Origin of the sequence: Salinicoccus sp. RF5 (genome assembly GCF_020786625.1) — a bacterium.
Taxonomy (GTDB): Bacteria; Bacillota; Bacilli; order Staphylococcales; family Salinicoccaceae; genus Salinicoccus.
Map to the genome: position 1 here is coordinate 448353 of NZ_JAJGRC010000002.1, position 21160 is coordinate 469512.

Consider the following 21160-nt stretch of genomic DNA (forward strand, 5'->3'; position numbering starts at 1 on the left):
TATCTCTGATATAGTACTAAACAGTTGATAAAACAGAGATCCAATTAAGGGATTAACGGGAGGAAATTTTAACTATGAAAAAAGTACTATCAGTCGGTGCAGCAATTGCGGTATCAGGAACTCTTGCTTACAGTGCAGAAGCAGCAAGCCACACTGTGGACAAAGGTGATACACTTTCCCAGATCGCCCATGAAAACAATACAACAGTAGATGCAATCAAATCAGAAAACAATCTGTCATCCAACCTCATCCTGCCAGGTCAGGTTCTCGAAGTAAGCAATGAAGAGAATGCTGAAGCTCCAGCAGAAGATGGTGTATATAAAATCAAATCCGGCGATACTCTATTTGAAATCGCTCAACAATTCGATGTAACAGTCTCCGACCTTAAAGCATGGAACAACCTTTCTTCAGACCTCATCTTTGCAGGCAAGACACTTGCAGTTTCAGGTAATAGTGTAGAACAGGCGCCTGTAGTGGAAGCACCACAAGTTGAAGAAACTCAGGAAGTTCAACAGACTGAGCAAGTAAACCAAGCACCTGCACAGCCTTCTGAAGAAGTTCAGGAACAGCGTGCAGCTGAGCAAGCAGCGCAAGAACAACGTGCAGCTGAGCAGGCAGCACAAGAGCAGCGTGCGGCTGAGCAAAGAGCGGCTGAACAGGCTGCAGCAGAACAGCGTGCAGCAGAGCAAAGAGCGGCTGAACAGGCTGCAGCAGAACAACGTGCAGCAGAGCAAGCAGCACAAGAACGTGAGCAGCGTAACCAAGCACAAGCCCAAAACCAGTCTACATCCACTTCAAGCAATGCGAGTGGCCAGAACTGGGGTGCGCTTGCACAATGTGAATCCAGTGGAAACGCAAGTGTTGTAAGCTCCAATGGTCTTTATCACGGCCTCTACCAGTTTGATGTTCAAACTTGGCGTTCTGTAGGCGGAAGTGGACTTCCTTCCCAGGCGTCTGCAGCTGAACAGACTAAGAGAGCTCAGATCCTGTTTGACCAAAGAGGCGCGCAGCCTTGGCCTGTATGTGGTTCAAGACTGTAAGTTTGAGCCATTAATTCCAAAGACCCAGCAAAAGCTGGGTCTTTTTTCATGAAAATAAGCATTCACACTTTTTATATAAGCCTAGGAAATGTTGACTATTCTGTGAGTGATTTTGAATATGTATATATTATTATCCGACAGGGTGCATAAAATGATTTTTTTAGATACTCTTTTATGTTACAATTTCACTTATGTGAGACAAATTATTGAGGTGAAGAAATGAGTAAAAAATGGCTCTTTCCGATAATGATCGGCCTGGTCTTGGTACTTTCCGGGTGCGATTATTCTCAGGAAGAAAATAGAAACGGATTTTTCTTTAATACATTCGTTCAACCGATGGATTCACTGCTGCATTGGCTCGGAGACAACCTGAACAATAACTACGGGCTGGCAATCATCGTAATTACCCTTATCGTCCGTCTGGCAATCTTTCCGTTCATGATGCGTACATACAAGAATCAGATGATGATGCGTGAAAAGATGAAGATAGTCAAACCTGAAATGGAAGAGATTCAGAAGAAGACTAAAGTTGCGACTACACAAGAAGAGAAGATGGAAGCACAGCAGGAAATGATGGCCCTGTACAAGAAACACGGCATCAATCCGCTCAACATGGGCTGTCTGCCGATCCTTATACAGATGCCGGTCGTCATGGCACTCTACTTCGCACTCAGGTTCCCTTCCGAAGGCGGTATTACAGAATACCCGCACTTCCTATGGATGAATCTGAAGGAAGTCGACTTCTTCATGGTGGCGATCGCTGGTATCGTCTATGCTGGACAGGCCTATGTATCCATGCAGTTCGTGCCTGCAGAACAGCGCAAGCAGATGCAGCTGTTCATGTACATTTCCCCAATAATGATCATCTGGATTTCATTGATTTCCCCTTCCGCACTCCCATTATACTGGGCAGTCGGTGGTGTATTCCTGATCTTCCAGACTTGGGCAGGGAATACTTTCTATAAGAAGAAAGTTGCTGAAGAAATGGCTCCGATCATCGAAGCACATGAACGGGAGAAGGCTGAGAAAGAAAAACGCATCAAAAATGCGAAAGTCATGCCGAAGAAGAAACGCAAGAAGAAAAACAAATCTTAATCCATTGATATACAAAGAGGCCCGATATCTTCATGATATCGGGCCTCTTATGTGTGCGTTCATAATGTATTTAAAGTATGGGTGAGATCAGGTTGGCAATGCTTTCCTTGATCCGGATCCATTTGCTGCGTGCTGCATATTTCTCCTTCGTCAGAAGAGAACAGTCCTTGATATCCTCTTCGAATATGCGCCGGTATTGTATGGCTTCCTTTTCGTCATAGATGAAGGCATTCACTTCAAAATTCAGGAGGAAGCTCCTCACATCGATGTTCGTCGTCCCTACACTCAGGACTTCATCATCAATCATTATGGTCTTCTGATGAAGGAACCCTTTTTCATATATATGGACCTGTGCGCCCATATCGAGCAGTGCTCCGGCATTGGAATAGGTCCCCCAATAGACGAAAGGATGGTCGGGCTTGTTTGGTATCATCAGGTGGACTTCGATACCGCTCAACAGGGCGATACGCAGTGCTTCCAGGAAGGACTGGTCGGGGATGAAGTAGGGTGTCTGTATATAGATGCTCTTTTTGGCGCTATAGATCATCTTCAGATATCCATATTTGATCTGCTCCCATTTCTCATCCGGCCCACTTGACGCTATCTGAATCGGTGTGTCTCCCATGTAGTCCATTTCAGGAAAATATCGGTCTTCCCTCACCATGTTATTACGCTTATTGTGGGAATTCCAGTCTAGCATGAAGCGCAGCTGCAGTGACTTTACTGCATTACCTTCCAATCTGAGGTGCGTGTCCCGCCAATAGCCGAACTTTTTGTTTAAACCGATATACTCATCACCAACATTGAATCCTCCGACATAACCGACAGAGCCGTCTATGACCACAATCTTGCGGTGGTTCCTGTTGTTTATCCTTGGATTGATCAACGGCAGTTTGCTCGGAAAGAAGGCTTCGACGACCCCACCGGCTTCCCTGAGTTTCCTGAAATTACGGAGACTCAATGCCCGGGAGCCCATATCATCATAAAGGATCCTGACAGATACGCCCTCTTTCTGCTTTTCGAGCAATGCCTCATAGAGCCTCTGTCCAATGCCATCCAGTTTGAAGATATAGTACTGGAAATGAATATGGTCCCGTGCATTGCGTATATCCTCCAGAAGATGATCGAACTTTTCATTGCCATCGGTAAAAGTGCGGATCGAATTGTTGATGGTCAGGAAGGACTGGTTGTTGTACAGCAGCATATGGATGATTTTCCTGTGCTTGTCCATCACCCTGTTGGAGAATGAAATGCTGTTATCGCGCAGTTCCTGGAGCTGATCATTGACCAGGTGCTCAAGCCCGACCTTGTCCTCTTCATTGACTTTGAAGATTTGCTGGTTATAGATCTTGCGTCCGAAGAATATATATATGATGAAGCCGATGATGGGAAGGAAGAACAGTACGAAAAGCCATGCCCAGACACTCTGGGCACTCCTTCTTTCGAGGAATATCAGACCGATGGCAAACAGGAAGTTGATGCCGAATGTAATCAATGTTGCAATGCCAAGTATCCCCGTATTAAGCAAGTAATCGAATATGAACCATTCCATGGAAGTCACCTCGTCTCCATTCTATTATAAACCATGAATATTTGAAATTCTGTAATATTTATTTTCTAAATTATATGGATAATTACTTGAGATAAGGGTAAAATGAAGATAAGCTGTAATTGAAGGAGTGTCATTATGCATAGCAACGACCATTCCAAAGTCAAGCAAGTTGTCACGATGCTGAGTGAGCTCGGGGTCAAAGTCAAGGTGTCGAGATCAAGATTCGAGATTATGAATCGCATTGCCCATAAAGAGAAATTGCGACTGAAAGAACAGAATATCTAAAAAAACCGCAGCCTGATTGTCTCAGGCTGCGGTTTTTCATGTCTTTTGGCGGTACTGGTAAAAATAGATGCTCATGATGATGCCGATGGCCAGCATATTCGCCCACAGTCCACTGCCGCCATAACTGATGAATGGAAGCGGCAGTCCGGTAATCGGTACGAGCTGTATCGTCATGCCAATGTTCTGGAATACATGGAATATCAGCATGGAGAGATATCCAATGATGAAATAGGACGAAAAGCTGTCCGTCACTACAGATGCAATTCGGAAAAGGTGAAGCATCAGCATGAACAGCAGTACAACAACCGCCGTTGAACCGATGAAACCGAACTCCTCTCCGATGATTGTGAAGATGAAATCGGTGTGGTTTTCAGGAATATAGACGATACCGTCCTTGAACCCCTTGCCGTCAATTCCGCCGGAACCAATTGCCTTCAATGAGTTACTGAGCTGGAAGCCGCCTTCAGTAACATATTCTTCCGGACGCAGCCACGAATAGATCCGCTCGAACTGGTAGGGATGGATGCCAAGGTAGCGTTCGAGGATGTCCGGACGATAAATGATGCCGAGAATCAGGGCGCCGCCGATGGTGACGACGATTGCCAACGCCGGGATGATGATCCACCAGCTGATGCCGGACACGACCACCATGCCGAACAGTATGGCAATCATTACCAGTGTCGTCCCAAGGTCGTTCTGGAGCAGTATGAACAGCATGGGGAGTATGGATACGGCAACGATTTTGAACAGCAGCTTGATATCTACATTAAGATCATTCGTCAATTTGTATTTGTTGTGCTGGCTGATCAGATACGCCAGTGTGAGTATGTAGATGATCTTGACGATTTCGGAAGGCTGTATGCTGAAGAACCCGAACTGGTACCAGCTCTTGGCGCCGTTGATGATCGGTGTAAGCGGGGAGACGGGGGCGACGAAAAGTATGATCAGCGACAATACGCCGAGCGTGTAGATGACCCAGATGTACTGCTTGATCCACTTGACCGGTATGAAATTCAAGATGAAGACCATGATGAAGCCGAGACCATAGAAAACGATCTGGCGTACGCTGAAATCGGTGCTGTATTGTCCGCTGGTCATCGCCGAACGGATCATGAAGACGCTGATTGTACCAAGCAGAAGGATCAATAGGACAAGGGTCCAGTCGATCCTTGAAAATATATTGGCATTCTGTCTTTTATAACTTTGGTTGTTGTCCAAAAAATTCACCTAACCCATATAGAAATCATGACATTTAGTATACACTATTTTATAATAAAGTCAGTGTGTTTATCCAATAGTAATACAGCCGGATTAAAAATAATTTCCAATACAAAAATTGATGGAGTTGGACGAATCTTATGATTGAAACGACAATTGAGAAAATTGCAGAACTATGCGATGGCAAAATGAATGCGCGTGCCGAGTCCATGAAGGACAAAAAGATCAAAGGTGTGTCGATCGATACACGGACGCTTGGAGAAGGCAACCTTTTCGTTCCCTTCAAAGGTGAGAATGTCGACGGCCACCGGTTCATAAATCAGGCTTTTCGTGCTGGTGCGGCGTTGAGCCTGACTGAACAGGCACCAGGCGCCGTCGATCCGGATCTGCCGCTCATCCATGTGGAGGACGGGCTCACGGCACTCCAGGATCTTGCGCGCGGCTATCTGCAGGAAGTTTCACCAAAAGTGATCGCCATCACAGGCTCCAATGGAAAGACGACCACCAAAGATATGGTGGAGTGCCTCCTTGCCCCGCACTTCAGAGTGAAGAAGACGATTGGAAACTACAATAATGAGATCGGTCTGCCGCTCACCATTCTTCAATTGGATAGGGACACTGAAATCTCGATACTTGAAATGGGGATGGATGCCAAAGGGGACATCCGATTCCTGAGCAGGATGACGAACCCGGATATCGCCATACTCACGAATGTGGGGGAATCCCACATTGAAAAGCTGGGTTCAAGGGAGAATATTGCGGAAGCGAAGTATGAAATAGTGGATGGATTGAAATCTTCAGGCACTTTCATCTATTCCAGGGACTACCCGCTCCTTGAAGATATTGTGGACCGGAATGCTGTCTACAATGTGCGTTCCGCAGGTGAAAGCAAAGAGAATGATCTGCAGATAGCAGATGTCCATCAGACGGATCAGGGTACGCGCTTCAGACTCCATCCGCTTGATCTCGAAGTGGGCATACCCCAGCTTGGCCTGCATAATGCGTCCAACGCGACACTTGCGCTTCTTGCGGCGGAAGCGGCAGGTCTTGACATCAGTGAAGTGAAGGATCATTTTGACGATCTGGTTGTAACGGACATGAGAATGGAACAGGCGCGCCACCCGGGCGGTGCAACCATAATCAATGATGCCTACAATGCGAGTCCTTCCAGCATGAAGAGTGCAATCGATACGGTCGGTCGCATGGAGACCGGCAGTCGGATCCTCGTGCTCGGTGACATCCTGGAGCTCGGTTCATATTCCGAGGAGCTGCACAGGTCAGTGGCACAGCATATCAATGAATCGCCCTATACCTTCGATCATCTGTTCACCTTTGGGGAGTCATCGAAAGCCATCCATGAAAATGCAGAAGTGGAAGCCAAGCACCACTACGGTGACATCGGAGAACTCGCCGGTCATCTCGCCCAGGTGATGACGGGGGACAGTGTGATTCTGCTGAAAGGATCGAGAGGTATGGCGCTGGAGAGGGTGAACGATTATATCTAAACCGATCGGAATACTTTTCCTCCATGGCTATACAGGAGGAAGGTACGAGCTTGAACCATTGTTCGACTACCTGAAGTCACGCTATGATTTCGAGTATGAGTTTCCGGTATATCCGGGACATGGCACCATACTGGATCTGAAGGCGTCGACAGGAGACCAATGGTACGCGGAAGCTCTGGATGCGTATCACGCCCTGAAGCAGCGTGTGGACCGGGTTCACATCATCGGCTTTTCGATGGGCGGAGTATTCGCGAGCCATATCGCCCAGCATGAGCCGGTCGAAAAACTCGTGCTCATCGCACCAGCATTCGAGCATATAAAGCTGTCACAGCTGAACAGGCTGAGTCTGACCCCGCGCCATTTCAGCGAGCATATGAAGATGAAACTGTACCAGAAGATAAAGAAGCGCATCAAGGACATCCCATTTCGTGCCTATCAGGAGTTCAAGACCATCGTTGAAACAAAAAAGGATGGGGTGGAGCATATCCACTCCCGCACATTGATCATCCATGGCAAGCTCGATCTGCTCGTACCCTACGAAAGCAGCGTCGAGCTGGCAAAAAAGATTCCCGATGCCACACTGGAACTGATTGAAGATGCACCGCACCTTTTTGCTTTTACAGACAGGAATCAGCTGGAGCTCAACATCGCTGCAGAACGCTTTTTATTCAAGGAGTAGAAGCAGGCTTGTATTTTTAGTCTGGAAATGTTAATATTGAGAAGTTATGCGTAACGAAAATGAGAACGAATAGTCAAAGGAGACTCTAATTTGAAGTTTTTTAAACAATTAGGTGTCAGTGATGAAACCTTAAAATCACTGGAAGACATAGGATTTGAAACACCAACCCCGATCCAGGAAGAGAGCATTCCACTTGCTCTGGAAAGAAAAGATATTCTTGGACAGGCCAAAACAGGTACTGGTAAAACGGGCGCGTTTGGTATTCCTATTATAGAAAACACAGAGAAGCAGGCAGGTACACAAGTATTGATCCTCACACCGACAAGGGAATTGGCGGTTCAGGTGAGTGAGCAGCTCAAAAAATTCGCCAAGTACAAGAAACTCGGCGTATCCGTTATATTCGGCGGCATGAGCATCGACCGCCAGATCAAGGATCTTAAAAAGAAACCGGAAATCATCGTCGGTACACCGGGACGTGTGATCGACCACATCAAACGCAGAACGTTGAAGCTCGACAGCATCAATACGCTTGTGCTGGACGAAGCGGATGAGATGATGAACATGGGATTCATCGATGATGTGAAATTCATCATGTCGGAAATTCCAGAGGGCGACAGACAGACATTGCTGTTCTCCGCAACGATGCCGAAAGCGATCCAGGAGCTCGTCACACGCTTCATGAAGAGCCCGAGCATCGTCAAGACGATGGATCAAGGTGGCGCAAGCGATCCACAGATCGAAGAGTACTACACGATCGTAAAAGAGCTTGAGAAGCTCGAAGTCTTTACTGACTTCCTCGATGTCCATCAGCCAGAACTCGCAATCGTCTTCGGACGTACAAAACGCCGTGTCGATGAACTGACAGGTGCACTTGTAGCCAAAGGCTATCGTGCCGAAGGGCTCCATGGTGACATTACCCAATCGAAGCGTCTGGAAGTTCTGAAGAAGTTCAGGAACGATGCGCTGGATATCCTCGTCGCAACTGATGTAGCAGCAAGGGGTCTCGACATCTCTGGTGTTTCCCATGTATACAACTTCGATATCCCTCAGGATGCCGAAAGTTATACACACAGGATCGGACGTACAGGCCGTGCAGGTAAAGAAGGTATGGCACTTACATTCGTCAATCCGGTAGAGATGGACTACTTGAGGATGATCGAGAACGAGAAGAAGAAGACGATCTCTGCTCTCAGACCGCCTCTTAAGAAGGAAGTCCAGAAGTCCCGTGAGAAGGAAATATTCAACAAGATCGAACAATGGAAATCCGAGAATAAGAATACGCACACATTTGAAACGGCTGAGCGTCTGCTCGAGCAGGGTGAAGCGAAGGAAGTTGTAGCTGCTATCCTCAATGAATTCCTGTTCAGCAGAAATGAAGACAGCATCCAGCTGTCATTCGAGAAGCCTCTGACACGCAAAGGCGGACAGCGCCGGGGCAAAGGCCAAGGCGGTGGCAAGAAGCCATTCCGTAAAGGACGCACCCAGGGCAGTCAGGGTGGACGCAACCACAAACGCCAGGGCGGCGGCAACCGTCAGCCACAGGGCGGACAGAAGCGCAGCCAGGGTGGCCGCACTTTCAAAGATCATATCAAGTAAACATCGAGCATCCTCGCCCCCATGGGGCAGAGGATGCTTTTTATTGTTATAATGTTGTAATGGGACAATTGAACATTCTCCCCATTTAATTTAAAGTATAATTAATACATATAAAATCAACAGGGGGCAAATATGAAAAGAGTACATGATGATGTCGTCCACTATATGAGGGTACGGTTCTTCTGGACTTTCCTCATATGGGCATTTGCCGCACTACTGGCAAGTGCTGCCGCCTTCTATTTTGAGCTTTCGCACTGGGTGTACTGGGGTGCCTCCCTGTGGCTTACCTTACTGTTCATCATCGGTATAATCGTCCGGCCACTGGTCTACTGCAGGGTAACCCGCTACAGGCTCAAGACGGACCACATCATCGTCAGGAAAGGCTTCTTCAGGGTATCGACAAAAATGGTGCCCGTGAGACGGATACAGGGGGCAAAACTGTCCACAGGACCTGTTTCAAGGAAGTATGATCTGGCACTGCTGGAAGTCAGTACAGCGAGTTCGCGCTTGCTGATGCCACCCCTCAAAACAGAGGAAGCCGCGATTCTGAAAGAAGAGGTCATTGAGCTTGTGAAGGGGGATCATACAGATGTATAGTCCACAGAAGCTGCATCCGATCGCCTATCTCGGCAGTGTGGTGAACGGCATTAAAAATCTTTGGATTCCCCTGATCATCGTGCTGTTCAATTCGAGGGAGACTCTGCTCTCCGGAAATATTTCATTGAAGTATATACTGATCATCGGTGGAATATTCATCCTTGCAATCGTCCTGTTCGGCGGCATGGATTTTCTGAACAAGTACCGTACAAGGTTCTGGATCGAAGATGGCAAGTTCATCTACAAGGATGGTGTCATCACGAATCATGAGAAGGAGCTCGATATTAGGAGGATCCAGTCGATCGATTTCAGCGAACCGATCTTCCACAGGATTTTTGGGGCAGTCAAGCTGGAGGTGATCACTCCGGGAGAGGGCATAAAGATCGACACGATGAAAAAGTCGCAGGCGGAATCCCTGCAGGGGATACTGTACGACGAAAAAGTGTATCTGGAGGAAACTGTCGAAATCGGTGCATACAGCGAATGGCCAAGGATAGAAGAGGAGAGTGACCAGAGGGAGACGGCAGGCTTCGACACCCTCTACCGCATGAACGGCCGGTCGCTTCTGCTGATGAGCATGACAAGCGGTGCGCTCGGTACTTTCCTGGCCCTGCTTTTCGGCTTCCTCAACCTTATTGGAGCAAACTTCCTGATTGAACGCTACTTCGAATACTTTGAAGGGGCGATCCGTAATCTTGCCCTGGCAATGGGCCTTGCGATAGGGTTGTTCATCATTGTCGGCTATGCGTTAGGAATCCTTATTCTGACGGTGAAATACTACGGTTACACCCTGAAGATGAAGCATGATGACCTGGTCGTCGAATATGGGCTGCTTGAAAAGAAGCATCAGAGCGTCAATATCAACAGGGTCCAAAACATTATCATCAAGGATTCGATCATCAGGAGGATGATCGGCTACTATTCCCTTTCCGTCACGATTACGAGCGACTCGCTCGACAGCGAGGATATTGACGGTACAGTGGAGCTGCTGCCCTTCATCAAAAAGGCGCGCCTTTATGAGATTGTCGACCATATCTTTCCGAACTATCATGTGGAGGTTCCGGAAAGGAAGGTTCCCTTCCGCGGATACAGAAGGTATTTCCAGGTCGTCACATTGCTGGTGCTCATCATCACCTCGCTCGCCCAGTATTTCCTGTTCGACTACGCCTGGATTGCCGGGCTGGTACTGATATTGGTATTCATGGCCTCCGGCATATACAGTGCGTACAACAGCGGCTACGCGATAAGGAATGATGAAATCAACCTGATGACGGCAGGATTCTTCAAACGCTCGCACTATGTCATCAAGCATGAGAAGCTGATTGAGGCGGAATGGGTGTTCAACCCCTTCCTTCACCGGGCGAAGCTCGGGATCATCACCCTGGTGACCGCTGCCGGCATGCTCGGCTCACGGGCCACCATCAAGTTCATAGACAGGAGCGACATCGATAAGATATGGAAATGGGTGGAAAGGGGGCACCGGAATGCAGAAGATTTCACCGAAGGCAATTAAAGTATGGCGGATCCGTGAAGGCATTGTAGCGGCAGTCGATCTGCTGATTGCGGTAGCTGCACTCATCCTGTCACTTTTCGTGTGGGACTGGTTCCCATGGTGGATTTCGCTCATCCTTTTCATCATCTTCCTCTATATCGCCGTGGTCCATGTCTGGCTGCTGCCGATGCTGAAGTATAAATATTTCCGCTTCGGGGTCTCAGAGGATGAAATCAGGATACATCAGGGCATCTTCTTCAAGGAGCAGCATGCAGTGCCCTTGTTCCGTGTACAGAACATCGATACGACGGTCGGCCCATTGATGAAGCGGTATGGGCTTAAGGGCGTCACTTTGAAGACTTCGGCCGAACGCATCCACATTCCGGAGTTGGAATCCGCTGAAGCGGACAATATAAGGAACGAGATAAGGAAACTGATCAATGAGAATATGAGGCGGGCAACATGATTGCAGGACTGGGAACGGATATAATTGAAATTGAGCGCATACAGCGTGTGGAAGAGAAGGGAAACAGACTTTCAAGAAGGATACTCTCACCTGAGGAGATGGAGCGGTACAGGCAGTTTGCCGACGCAGGCAGAAGAATGGAGTATCTCGCAGGCCGCTTCGCAGTCAAGGAGGCATACAGCAAGGCGCTTGGCACGGGCATCGGAAGTGCTGCCGCCTTCAGGGACATCGTCTGCCTCAATGACGCGGGTGGAAGGCCGTATATAGCGAATGACCAGCATGCCCACGTATCCATTTCACATTCACGGGCATACGTTGTGGCCACAGTCATAATCGAAAGATAAGGAGTACGAATATGTCAGAAAAATATTACAGGGATTCCGTAGTGGAGGTCGATCTGGAGGCGGTGCGCCACAATTACCAGGCCATCAGCGGACTGCATCCCGGCAAGATGTTCATCGCAGTGATAAAGGCCAATGCCTATGGACTTGGCAGTACAGCAGTAGCAGAATACCTTTCGGCGCGTGGTGTGGAGTTTTTTGCGGTTGCTACACTGGATGAGGCGATCGAACTGAGGATGCATGGCATCAAAGAGAAGATACTGGTACTTGGTCCGATCAATCCGGAAGATATCAATAAGGCCATCCAGCATCGCGTGGCCATCACTGCGCCGAACCTTGAGTGGCTCAAGGAAGCACAGTCGAACGTCACGGATATGGATGACAAGGAAGTATGGATCCATATTAAAGTGAACAGCGGCATGAACAGGCTGGGGACATCGGACCCGGAGGAAATTGCCCGGATGATAGACTTGATAGAAGAATCCGCACATCTTGTATATGAAGGCATCTACAGCCACTTCAGTTCTGCAGATATCGATTCCGGACAGAATGACATGGAGTATGAGCGGTTCAAGACAATCACCTCCCAAGTAAAAAAGCCGCGGTTCGTCCATATACAGAATTCCGCAGGTGCACTGCGCATCGATGACGATTACTGTAACGCAATCCGCGTGGGCATCTCCCTCTATGGCTATTATCCTTCGGATTACATCCGTAAAATAACCTCGGTCGACCTCAGGCCGTCGGTAGCATTCACGACCAAAGTGGTGGACCTCCATGTGCTGAAAGCGGGTGAAGGTGTAAGCTATGGCCTGGAATATGATGCTGAAGCGGGTGACAGGGTTGCCACGCTGCCGATCGGTTATGCAGATGGTTTCCTGCGTGCGCGCACAGGTTACAGGGTGGCACTTGCTGACGGGACCTCGTGTCCCGTGATCGGAAAGGTGTGCATGGACTATATCATGATCAGAGTGCCGGACACTGTAAAGGCTGGGGACCCGGTCCATGTCATCGTGCGGGACCGTTCATCCGAGCAGTCGATGGAAGCGTACAGCGATTATGTGGATACCATTCCGTACGAGTCCCTGTGCATGCTCTCCAGGCGGCTTCCGCGTATATATGAGGGCGGGGATGATATCCTTGTCAATAATGAAGTTTTAAAATAAACTAGTAATGATTATTTATAAATGTTATCATTACCATAAGTTTAATGAAGTGACTAGGGAGTGGTCTGGTAATGACGAATATGACATTATTTAGCAGCATGGAACTTTCTCTTGAGCACGGATATATAGAAATGAGTGAGATTAATCTTTCGATTGCGTCCGAGAATCACGACTTAGAGTGTGAAGCTTGGCAGTGCAACGAAGATTTCCTCGTTTACAGTAAAGATGGTGAATAGATGAAAAGAGGAGAAGTATATCTTGCGGACCTATCACCAGTGCAGGGTTCGGAGCAGGGGGGCAAAAGGCCGGTAGTCATCATACAGAACAATGTCGGCAACTATCACAGTCCAACAGTGATCGTTGCCGCAATCACCGGCAGAATCAATAAAGCCAAGATACCGACGCATGTTGAAATTTCGAAAGATACATATAATCTGGACAAAGACTCCGTCATTCTTTTGGAGCAGATACGCACAGTGGACAAGAAAAGACTTAGGGAAAAGCTTACATATTTGAATGAAGAAAAGATGAAGGAAGTGGACAAGGCACTGATGATCAGTCTGGATCTCATGCCATCCAAATCCAAATCAAAGAAATCCCAATCTAAAGCCTGATGGACTTTTGTACGCAAAAGTCTTTTTTCAGTATGAGGTGACCAACATGACGTATATTGATAATATTGTTAGCAACTATAGGGACATCATCGAACTGTACCTGTATGGCGAAGAGCAGGGGGACGCTATAGACCAGTGCCAGACCTTCAGTGAGGAAGTCATTGGAATGGATGCCTCTCCGGAGGAAATCGTGTCGCTTCATATCGAACTGCTCGACGACATGGGCATCGATGATGCAGCACTCATGAAGAAGTCATTGGACATACTGCAGGAAGTGATCATCTCTTTCGGGTTTACATACAGGGACTATAAATCCATGATGAACAGGCTCGAAATCCACGACAAGGAGATGGATGTGGCCTCCAGTCTGCAGGAGACGATGCTGAAGACCGAGATACCGACCTTCGAAACCATGGAGCTCGGTGCCATCAGTGTACCTGCGAGGAAAGTGAGTGGGGACTACTTCAACATCATCGACCATAATGACGGCATGCTCAGTTTTGCTGTAGCAGATGTCATCGGCAAGGGGATACCTGCGGCCATTGCCATGAGCATGATCAAGTTCGGCATGGATTCCTACGGGTACTCCCAGCTGCCGAGCGACAGCTTGAGGAAACTGAACCGCGTCGTGGAGAAGAACGTGAACCAGAATATGTTCGTCACGATGTTCTATGGTCTCTACGATCATAATACCGACCTGCTCTATTACTCATCGGCAGGTCACGAGCCGGCGCTCATCTATCGCTATGAAGAGGATGAATTCGAAGAAATCGATGCTAAAGGCGTGGTTCTTGGTGTAAAAGAGCATGCCCGATATGAGCAGAAGGAAACCAAAATAGGGCCAAAGGACATGATCATCGTTTTCACGGACGGTGTGACCGAGCTCAGAAAGCATGATGATACGTTCATCGATTTCGAGGAGGTCAAAAATATGCTCAGGCAGGCGAGGGACTATCACCCACAGGATATCGTCCAATATATCTATGAATCTTTGATGCGGATCCAGAACCCGCATAAAAAGGACGATTTGACCCTTTTCATATTAAAAAACAATAAAAATTAAAGAAAATATGTTTATCCCCAGAATGAGCGGGTAAAAGCCAAAGGATTTATGTATACAAGTTGAATGGGAGTGTAGGCTGTTATGAACATTAATATCGATGCAACGGAGAAGGAACAGGAATATGTAGTGGTACTTGAAGGAGAACTTGATGTCTATACGGCGCCTGAACTGCAGAAGGTTCTAGAACCGATTCGCCAATCAGGGAGTCATGACATTAGAATAGATCTTACAGATGTAAGTTATATGGATTCTACAGGACTTGGAATCTTTGTCGGTACATTGAAGGACCTCAACCAGCATGATAGGGAGATGTATGTGACGGGCGTATCGAAGAGGATCCTCAGACTATTCGAAATTACAGGGCTCAGAGACCTGATGCATATCAATGAAGCTTCGGAGGTTGAATAGAATGCCACAGCAGTATGATTATATAGAAATGAAATTCCCATCCAGTGCAGAATACGTTGGATTGATAAGGTTGACCCTCTCCGGCGTTCTGTCAAGGGCGGGGGCGAGCTACGATCAGATAGAGGATTCGAAGATTGCAGTATCGGAAGCGGTCACGAACGCCGTCAAGCATGCCTACGGTGAAGATGAGACGGGAGAGGTCCTCATCGGCTTCGCAATATATAGCAATAAAGTCGAGATCATCGTTGCTGACCATGGACAGAGCTTCAACTATGAGGAAGTCAAGGAAGAACTCGGCCCCTATTCCGAAGATGAAAACGTGAACTACTTGAGAGAGGGAGGTTTGGGACTATTCTTGATCGAAACATTAATGGATGAAGTCTATCTTAAAAAAGACCCTGGTGTCACAATCAGTATGACGAAGTTTATTAATGAAAGTCAGGTGCATTTGAATGGAGAAACAATCGTCAATCGATAGAGGACTTACAGCTGAAGATATCAATGCACTGATCCGAAGTCATCAGGAGGATGAAGATCCGGATGCTCAGGCGAGGCTCGTGGAGCATTACCAGAAGCTGATCGAATCCCTTGCATACAGGTATTCAAAAGGCCAGAGCCATCATGAAGACCTTGTGCAGGTGGGCATGGTCGGCCTCCTCGGTGCGATCAAACGTTTCGACCCCTCCTTTGACCGGAGATTCGAGGCATTCCTCGTCCCGACCGTCGTCGGTGAAATCAAAAGGTATCTGAGGGACAAGACATGGAGTGTGCATGTACCGCGGAGGATCAAGGAAATCGGCCCGAAGATCAAAAATGCCAATGACGAACTGACCAACCGGCTGGAGCGTTCACCAAAAATCAGTGAGATTGCCGAGCATCTTGAAGTTTCCGAAGAGGATGTACTCGAAGCGATGGAGATGGGCCAAAGCTATAATGCACTGAGTGTAGATCACTCCATCGAAGCTGATAAAGACGGATCTACAGTGACGCTTCTCGATGTGATGGGCCAGTCCGATGACAATTATGACCTTTCAGAAAAGCGCCTGATTCTGGAAAAGGTCCTCCCGATCCTATCCGAAAGGGAACGGGAGATCATCCAGTTCACCTTCATGGAAGGCTTGAGCCAGAAGGAAACGGGAGAACGTGTAGGATTGAGCCAGATGCATGTATCCAGGCTGCAGAGGACGGCCATCAACAAACTGCGTCAGGCAGTAAGCGAAAAAGGTTAGACAAACCGGACCTCACCCTTAGGGGTGGGGTCTTTAATGTTATAATGGTCACGCTGAATCTTTCAGTCAAGAAAGCAATTAGGAGAGATTAGATGAATGAAGTACTGATTAAAGAGCTCAGAAATACGGTGGATAAGCCGGAGAAATACATCAGGAGCGTATTGAACCTTCTTGAAGAGGGGAATACGGTCCCCTTCATTGCACGCTATAGGAAAGAAATGACTGGCGGTATGGATGAGCAGGAGATCAAATCCATATACGACCGGTTCTCCTATCTGGAAAGCCTGGAAAAAAGGAAGATTGAAGTGATCAGGCGCATCGAAGAGCAGGGGCTGATGACCGATGACCTCAGACGGGATATCCTGAAGCAGACGGTGCTCAACAGGGTGGAGGATCTGTACAGGCCATTCAAACAGAAGAAGAAGACACGTGCGACCGAGGCAAAAAGGAAAGGGCTTGAGGGATTGGCCCAGGTAATCCTTGACCAGCAGGCGACTGATATAGAAGCAAGGGCGGAAGCGTTCATCACCGATGAAGTGAAGACGATAGATGAAGCCATCAGCGGGGCCCAGGACATCATTGCAGAAGAAATTTCAGACAATCCCAAATACCGTTCATATATATTGAAGGTGTTCAGGGAGACGGCAGATCTCACCACCTCCAAAAAGAAGAAGGCTGATGACCCGAATGGCGTCTTTGAGATGTACTATGCCTATAGTGAGCCCATCGATAAAATTGTTCCCCACAGGGTTCTTGCGATCAACCGGGGGGAGAGGCTCGGTGTGCTCTCCATAAAATTCGATTATGATAACGACAGGTTCAAGAGGTATATCAGCAACCAGGTGGTCAAAAAAGACTCAACTACCCGCAATTATATCGAGGTGGCGATTGAGGATGGATTGAAAAGGCTCATCATCCCATCCATTGAAAGGGAAATCCGGCAGAACCTGACGGAGAAAAGTGAAAAGCACGCGGTTCATATATTCGAGGAGAACCTGAAAAGGCTTCTGCTGCAGCCGCCCCTCAAAGGGCATGTGATACTTGGGGTCGACCCGGCATTCCGTACCGGATGCAAGCTTGCTGTAATCGATGAAGCGGGCCGGTTCCTGGATAAGGGTGTCATCTACCCACATCCGCCACAGGCGAAAAAAGATGCGGCAAAAAGAGAAATCATGAAGGTCATCAAAGAATATGGCGTTACGCTGCTTGCCATTGGAAACGGTACTGCCTCACGCGAGACTGAGCTGTTCATCAGTGGAATCGTCAAGGATGAGGCGCTTGATGTACAGTTCATCATCGTCAATGAAGCGGGCGCCAGCGTCTATTCCGCATCGGATGTGGCAAGGGAGGAATTCCCTGACTTCAATGTGGAGGAGCGGAGTGCAGTCTCGATTGCGAGAAGGGTGCAGGATCCCCTGAGTGAACTTGTCAAAATCGATCCGAAGGCGATCGGCATCGGTCAATACCAGCATGATGTGAACCAGAAGTTCCTCAATGAGTCGTTGGATTTCGTCGTCGAGACATCGGTAAACCAGGTGGGTGTCAATGTGAACACGGCATCCCACATCCTGCTTCAGCATGTGGCAGGCCTTTCTCCATCGATCAGCAGGAACATCGTGAAATACAGGGAGGAGAACAAGGGTTTCGAATCACGTGAGGAAATAAAGAAGGTTCCGCGTCTTGGTGCAAAGACATATGAGCAGTGTGTCGGTTTCCTGCGTGTGCCTGAAGGCGGAGAGCCCCTTGATCGTACGCCGATACATCCGGAACGCTATGGGGAGACGTATCGTCTGCTAGAACGCATGAGGATGACCCAGAGTGATATCGGTACGGTGGAGCTTGCTGAAGCGGTTCGGAAACTGGATCTGGAGAAGACGGCTCAAGATCTTGGCATAGGTGTGCCCACATTGTCCGACATCATAGACAGTCTGAAGGCACCGACACGGGATATCCGTGACGACTATGAAGTGCCTATGCTGAAATCTGATGTCCTCAAGCTCGAGGATCTGAAGGAAGGTATGAAGCTATCTGGTACCGTCCGAAATGTGACGGACTTCGGCGCATTTGTAGATATTGGGGTGAAGCAGGATGGACTGGTCCATATTTCAAAAATGACGAACAAGTTCATCAAGCATCCGATGGAAGTCGTCAATGTCGGGGATATCGTTGATGTGAAGGTTCTGGATGTGGATACAAGCAAGGGAAGGATATCATTGAGCATGAAATAGAAAAATCCCAATCGGTCATTGACCGATTGGGGTTTTATTTATTCATTAGTCGTTTGCTTCCATATCGACATCGTCGATGTTGATGCCCATTGCATTGGCAACGCCTCTGCCGTATGCAGGATCTGCTTTGTAGCAGTTTCGGATGTGGCGATGTTTCACACGATCGGAAACACCCTGCATTTCATTTGCTGTATTTTCGAAGATGCGCTGTTTCATTTCATCGGACTGCAGATTGAAGAGCTTTCCTGGCTGCTCATAATACTGGTCGTCATCGTCACGGAAATTGTGCTCGTAGACAAGACCTTCCATTTCAAGCGCCGGCTGTTTAGCATCAGCATCATCCTTGTAATGATCATAGCTGTTTGGATAGTAGTTTGTGTGGCCACCAAGGTTGCCATCGACCCTCATTGCGCCGTCACGGCTGAATGGACATACATTGGATGCCGCTTTTGGAGAGTTGACTGGAATCTGATGGTGGTTCGCACCGAGACGATAGCGCTGAGTATCTCCATAGGAGAACAGACGGCCCTGAAGCATCTTATCAGGGGAGAAACCGATACCTGGAACGATGTTTGTAGGAGCAAACGCAGCCTGTTCAACTTCTGCGAAGTAGTTTTCAGGGTTGCGGTTGAGCTCAAATTCACCAACAGGAATCAGTGGGAACTCGTCCTTGTACCAAACTTTTGTCAGGTCGAATGGGTTGTGGTAGTGGTTCTTCGCCTGCTCTTCAGTCATTACCTGGATGTATAGTTTCCATTTAGGGAAGTTGCCTTCTTCAATTGCGTTGTAGAGATCCCTTTGGGAAGATTCGCGGTCTTTCGCAATCACTTCTTCAGCTTCTTCAGCTGTCAGGTTTTCGATGCCCTGTTCGGTTCTGAAGTGGAATTTGACCCATACACGCTCATTGTCTGCATTGACCATGCTGTATGTGTGGGAACCGAAACCATGCATGTTCCTGTAGCCTTTTGGAATACCGCGGTCAGTCATGAGGATCGTCACCTGGTGCAACGCTTCAGGAAGCAGTGTCCAGAAATCCCAGTTGCTTTCAGCATTGTGCATGTTTGTTCTCGGGTCACGTTTTACGACGTGGTTCAAACTTGCGAAGAGCTTAGGATCACGGAAGAAGAATACAGGCGTGTTGTTGCCGACAAGGTCCCAGTTACCTTCTTCAGTATAGAATTTAAGGGCGAAGCCACGGATGTCACGTTCAGCATCTGCTGCACCACGTTCGCCGGCAACAGTAGAGAAACGTGCGAACATTTCAGTCTGCTTTCCAACTTCGCTGAAGATTTTGGCCTTTGTATATTTTGTGATATCATGAGTTACAGTAAAAGTACCGTAGGCACCTGAGCCTTTTGCGTGCATACGTCTTTCAGGGATGACTTCACGGTCGAAATGCCCCATTTGTTCAAGGAAGTAGGGATCCTGCATTACCATAGGTCCACGCGGTCCAGCAGTCATTGAATTTTCGCGGTCACCTACAGGTGCACCAAACAGAGTAGTCAGACGATCACTCGGCTGGTTCTTTCCTTGTTCCCTCGGATGTGTGCCGCCGCCAGTACGTGCGTCCCCAGGCATATTGTTCTTGTTTTCAAAATCCATTGGTAAATCCCTCCAAGAAGTTATTTATAATCCTTGTTTAGAATGATTATAAATAAATAGTAACACAATAAACTTAAAAAACAATAGATAACCATCCAAATTATTTGAATAAAATGTGTATAAATTAAAAAAGCGATCAGTATATCAGCTGGTCAGGAGAGTCCTGTCATATAAATAATGGCTCCGGGCCTGCCGCCAATCGTTTGCCAATCGTTTGATGGATAGTTACTATATATATGAAGAAAGACGGCCGAAGGGACCAGGGGATATGTTATATTATATTCCTGTAAAAAATATATTAAAAACGTATTGACTTTAAACCCATTACCCTTTATTATAAATATCGTTGCATTATTCCAATGGCCCGTTGGTCAAGTGGTTAAGACACCGCCCTTTCACGGCGGTAACACGGGTTCGAATCCCGTACGGGTCACTTTTTAAAAATTTTAGCGAAAGTATTGACTTGAGATGCTGCAGAGTATATAATAGTTTTTGTCGCTCAAACGAGAAACAAAAGAGCGAAAAAAGTTATTGACAATCAATACGATAAAGTGTATACTGAATTTTGTCGCTAAAAACATAACATGCGGTTGTGGCGGAATCGGCAGACGCGCTAGGTTGAGGGCCTAGTGGGAGTTAAATCCCGTGGAGGTTCAAGTCCTCTCAGCCGCATCATTACTTATTCAAACAATATAACCTGCGGGTGTAGTTAAATGGCATAACCTCAGCCTTCCAAGCTGATGTTGTCGGTTCGATTCCGATCACCCGCTCCATTTAATTCATATCAATTAAGAACATTGAAAACTGAATGACAATATGTCAACGTTAATTCCGATAAAAACGAATGCTACGGCATTCACTTGGGCGACAAGTAAAACCGCAACGGAGTCAGAGAACTTCCAATTATGGAGAGTTTGATCCTGGCTCAGGATGAACGCTGGCGGCGTGCCTAATACATGCAAGTCGAACGCGCGGATCAGGAGC

20 protein-coding genes, 3 tRNA genes and 1 rRNA gene are annotated in these 21160 nt (G+C 47.6%); 21 read left to right on the forward strand and 3 right to left on the reverse strand.

Annotated features, from left to right (window positions below; genetic code table 11):
- The first annotated feature begins 74 nt into the window (after positions 1–74).
- The gene (locus tag LLU09_RS09095) at positions 75–1040 is read left to right on the forward strand and encodes a transglycosylase family protein (RefSeq protein ID WP_228311459.1); all 966 of its coding nucleotides are present in this window, start codon (positions 75–77) and stop codon (positions 1038–1040) included.
- A 219-nt stretch (positions 1041–1259) separates the two neighbouring features.
- On the forward strand, positions 1260–2135 hold the full coding sequence (yidC, locus tag LLU09_RS09100) for a membrane protein insertase YidC (RefSeq protein WP_228311460.1): 876 nt from the start codon (positions 1260–1262) through the stop codon (positions 2133–2135).
- A 70-nt stretch (positions 2136–2205) separates the two neighbouring features.
- Here yidC and cls read toward each other — a convergent pair whose 3' ends face one another.
- Positions 2206–3687, reverse strand: a complete 1482-nt coding sequence (gene cls, locus LLU09_RS09105) for a cardiolipin synthase (protein ID WP_228311461.1) — start codon at positions 3685–3687, stop codon at positions 2206–2208.
- 135 nt (positions 3688–3822) lie between these two features.
- Between cls and LLU09_RS09110 the strand changes: the two genes are divergently transcribed.
- Complete coding sequence (locus LLU09_RS09110) at positions 3823–3972, forward strand: Lmo0850 family protein (RefSeq protein WP_169738721.1); 150 nt, start codon at positions 3823–3825, stop codon at positions 3970–3972.
- A gap of 36 nt (positions 3973–4008) precedes the next feature.
- Here the strand turns inward: LLU09_RS09110 and LLU09_RS09115 are convergent, their stop codons facing one another.
- Positions 4009–5199 (reverse strand): FtsW/RodA/SpoVE family cell cycle protein, encoded by a 1191-nt coding sequence (locus LLU09_RS09115; RefSeq protein WP_370632491.1) that lies wholly within the window; start codon positions 5197–5199, stop codon positions 4009–4011.
- A 131-nt stretch (positions 5200–5330) separates the two neighbouring features.
- On the opposite strand from LLU09_RS09115, the gene LLU09_RS09120 reads away from it, so the two are divergent.
- From LLU09_RS09120 to LLU09_RS09185, 14 genes are all read left to right on the forward strand, one after another.
- On the forward strand, positions 5331–6695 hold the full coding sequence (locus LLU09_RS09120) for a UDP-N-acetylmuramoyl-tripeptide--D-alanyl-D-alanine ligase (RefSeq protein WP_228311463.1): 1365 nt from the start codon (positions 5331–5333) through the stop codon (positions 6693–6695).
- 10 nt (positions 6696–6705) lie between these two features.
- Entirely contained in the window at positions 6706–7374 is a 669-nt protein-coding gene (locus LLU09_RS09125; RefSeq protein ID WP_228311488.1) for an alpha/beta hydrolase, read from the forward strand.
- 90 nt (positions 7375–7464) lie between these two features.
- Complete coding sequence (locus LLU09_RS09130; RefSeq protein ID WP_228311464.1) at positions 7465–8970, forward strand: DEAD/DEAH box helicase; 1506 nt, start codon at positions 7465–7467, stop codon at positions 8968–8970.
- Positions 8971–9102: 132 nt separating this feature from the next.
- Entirely contained in the window at positions 9103–9567 is a 465-nt protein-coding gene (locus LLU09_RS09135) for a PH domain-containing protein (RefSeq protein ID WP_228311465.1), read from the forward strand.
- Positions 9560–11080: a PH domain-containing protein gene (locus LLU09_RS09140; protein ID WP_228311466.1), complete on the forward strand. Its 1521-nt coding sequence runs from the start codon at positions 9560–9562 to the stop codon at positions 11078–11080. The genes LLU09_RS09135 and LLU09_RS09140 overlap by 8 nt, the downstream gene beginning before the upstream one ends.
- Complete coding sequence (locus tag LLU09_RS09145) at positions 11052–11525, forward strand: PH domain-containing protein (RefSeq protein WP_228311467.1); 474 nt, start codon at positions 11052–11054, stop codon at positions 11523–11525. The genes LLU09_RS09140 and LLU09_RS09145 overlap by 29 nt, the downstream gene beginning before the upstream one ends.
- Complete coding sequence (gene acpS, locus LLU09_RS09150; RefSeq protein ID WP_228311468.1) at positions 11522–11869, forward strand: holo-ACP synthase; 348 nt, start codon at positions 11522–11524, stop codon at positions 11867–11869. Before LLU09_RS09145 ends, acpS begins: the two co-directional genes overlap by 4 nt.
- Before the next feature lie 11 nt (positions 11870–11880).
- The gene (alr, locus tag LLU09_RS09155; RefSeq protein WP_228311469.1) at positions 11881–13032 is read left to right on the forward strand and encodes an alanine racemase; all 1152 of its coding nucleotides are present in this window, start codon (positions 11881–11883) and stop codon (positions 13030–13032) included.
- Between the two features lie 236 nt (positions 13033–13268).
- The gene (locus LLU09_RS09160) at positions 13269–13646 is read left to right on the forward strand and encodes a type II toxin-antitoxin system PemK/MazF family toxin (protein WP_228311470.1); all 378 of its coding nucleotides are present in this window, start codon (positions 13269–13271) and stop codon (positions 13644–13646) included.
- A gap of 55 nt (positions 13647–13701) precedes the next feature.
- Positions 13702–14709 carry a PP2C family protein-serine/threonine phosphatase gene (locus LLU09_RS09165; protein WP_370632495.1) on the forward strand — a complete coding sequence of 336 codons (1008 nt, stop codon included), beginning with the start codon at positions 13702–13704 and terminating at the stop codon, positions 14707–14709.
- An 81-nt stretch (positions 14710–14790) separates the two neighbouring features.
- Positions 14791–15117, forward strand: a complete 327-nt coding sequence (locus LLU09_RS09170; RefSeq protein WP_040105922.1) for an anti-sigma factor antagonist — start codon at positions 14791–14793, stop codon at positions 15115–15117.
- Between the two features lies 1 nt (position 15118).
- The gene (gene rsbW, locus LLU09_RS09175) at positions 15119–15595 is read left to right on the forward strand and encodes an anti-sigma B factor RsbW (protein ID WP_228311472.1); all 477 of its coding nucleotides are present in this window, start codon (positions 15119–15121) and stop codon (positions 15593–15595) included.
- Positions 15570–16346: an RNA polymerase sigma factor SigB gene (gene sigB, locus LLU09_RS09180; RefSeq protein WP_228311473.1), complete on the forward strand. Its 777-nt coding sequence runs from the start codon at positions 15570–15572 to the stop codon at positions 16344–16346. Before rsbW ends, sigB begins: the two co-directional genes overlap by 26 nt.
- Positions 16347–16438: 92 nt before the next feature.
- The gene (locus LLU09_RS09185) at positions 16439–18574 is read left to right on the forward strand and encodes a Tex family protein (RefSeq protein WP_228311474.1); all 2136 of its coding nucleotides are present in this window, start codon (positions 16439–16441) and stop codon (positions 18572–18574) included.
- Between the two features lie 45 nt (positions 18575–18619).
- Here LLU09_RS09185 and LLU09_RS09190 read toward each other — a convergent pair whose 3' ends face one another.
- On the reverse strand, positions 18620–20176 hold the full coding sequence (locus LLU09_RS09190) for a catalase (RefSeq protein WP_228311475.1): 1557 nt from the start codon (positions 20174–20176) through the stop codon (positions 18620–18622).
- 361 nt (positions 20177–20537) lie between these two features.
- On the opposite strand from LLU09_RS09190, the gene LLU09_RS09195 reads away from it, so the two are divergent.
- The 4 genes from LLU09_RS09195 to LLU09_RS09210 form a co-directional block, all read left to right on the forward strand.
- A tRNA-Glu gene (locus LLU09_RS09195) sits at positions 20538–20609 on the forward strand.
- 153 nt (positions 20610–20762) lie between these two features.
- Positions 20763–20848 (forward strand) — tRNA-Leu (locus LLU09_RS09200).
- 27 nt (positions 20849–20875) lie between these two features.
- A tRNA-Gly gene (locus LLU09_RS09205) sits at positions 20876–20949 on the forward strand.
- A 129-nt stretch (positions 20950–21078) separates the two neighbouring features.
- Positions 21079–21160 (forward strand): 16S ribosomal RNA (locus tag LLU09_RS09210); the annotation flags it as partial.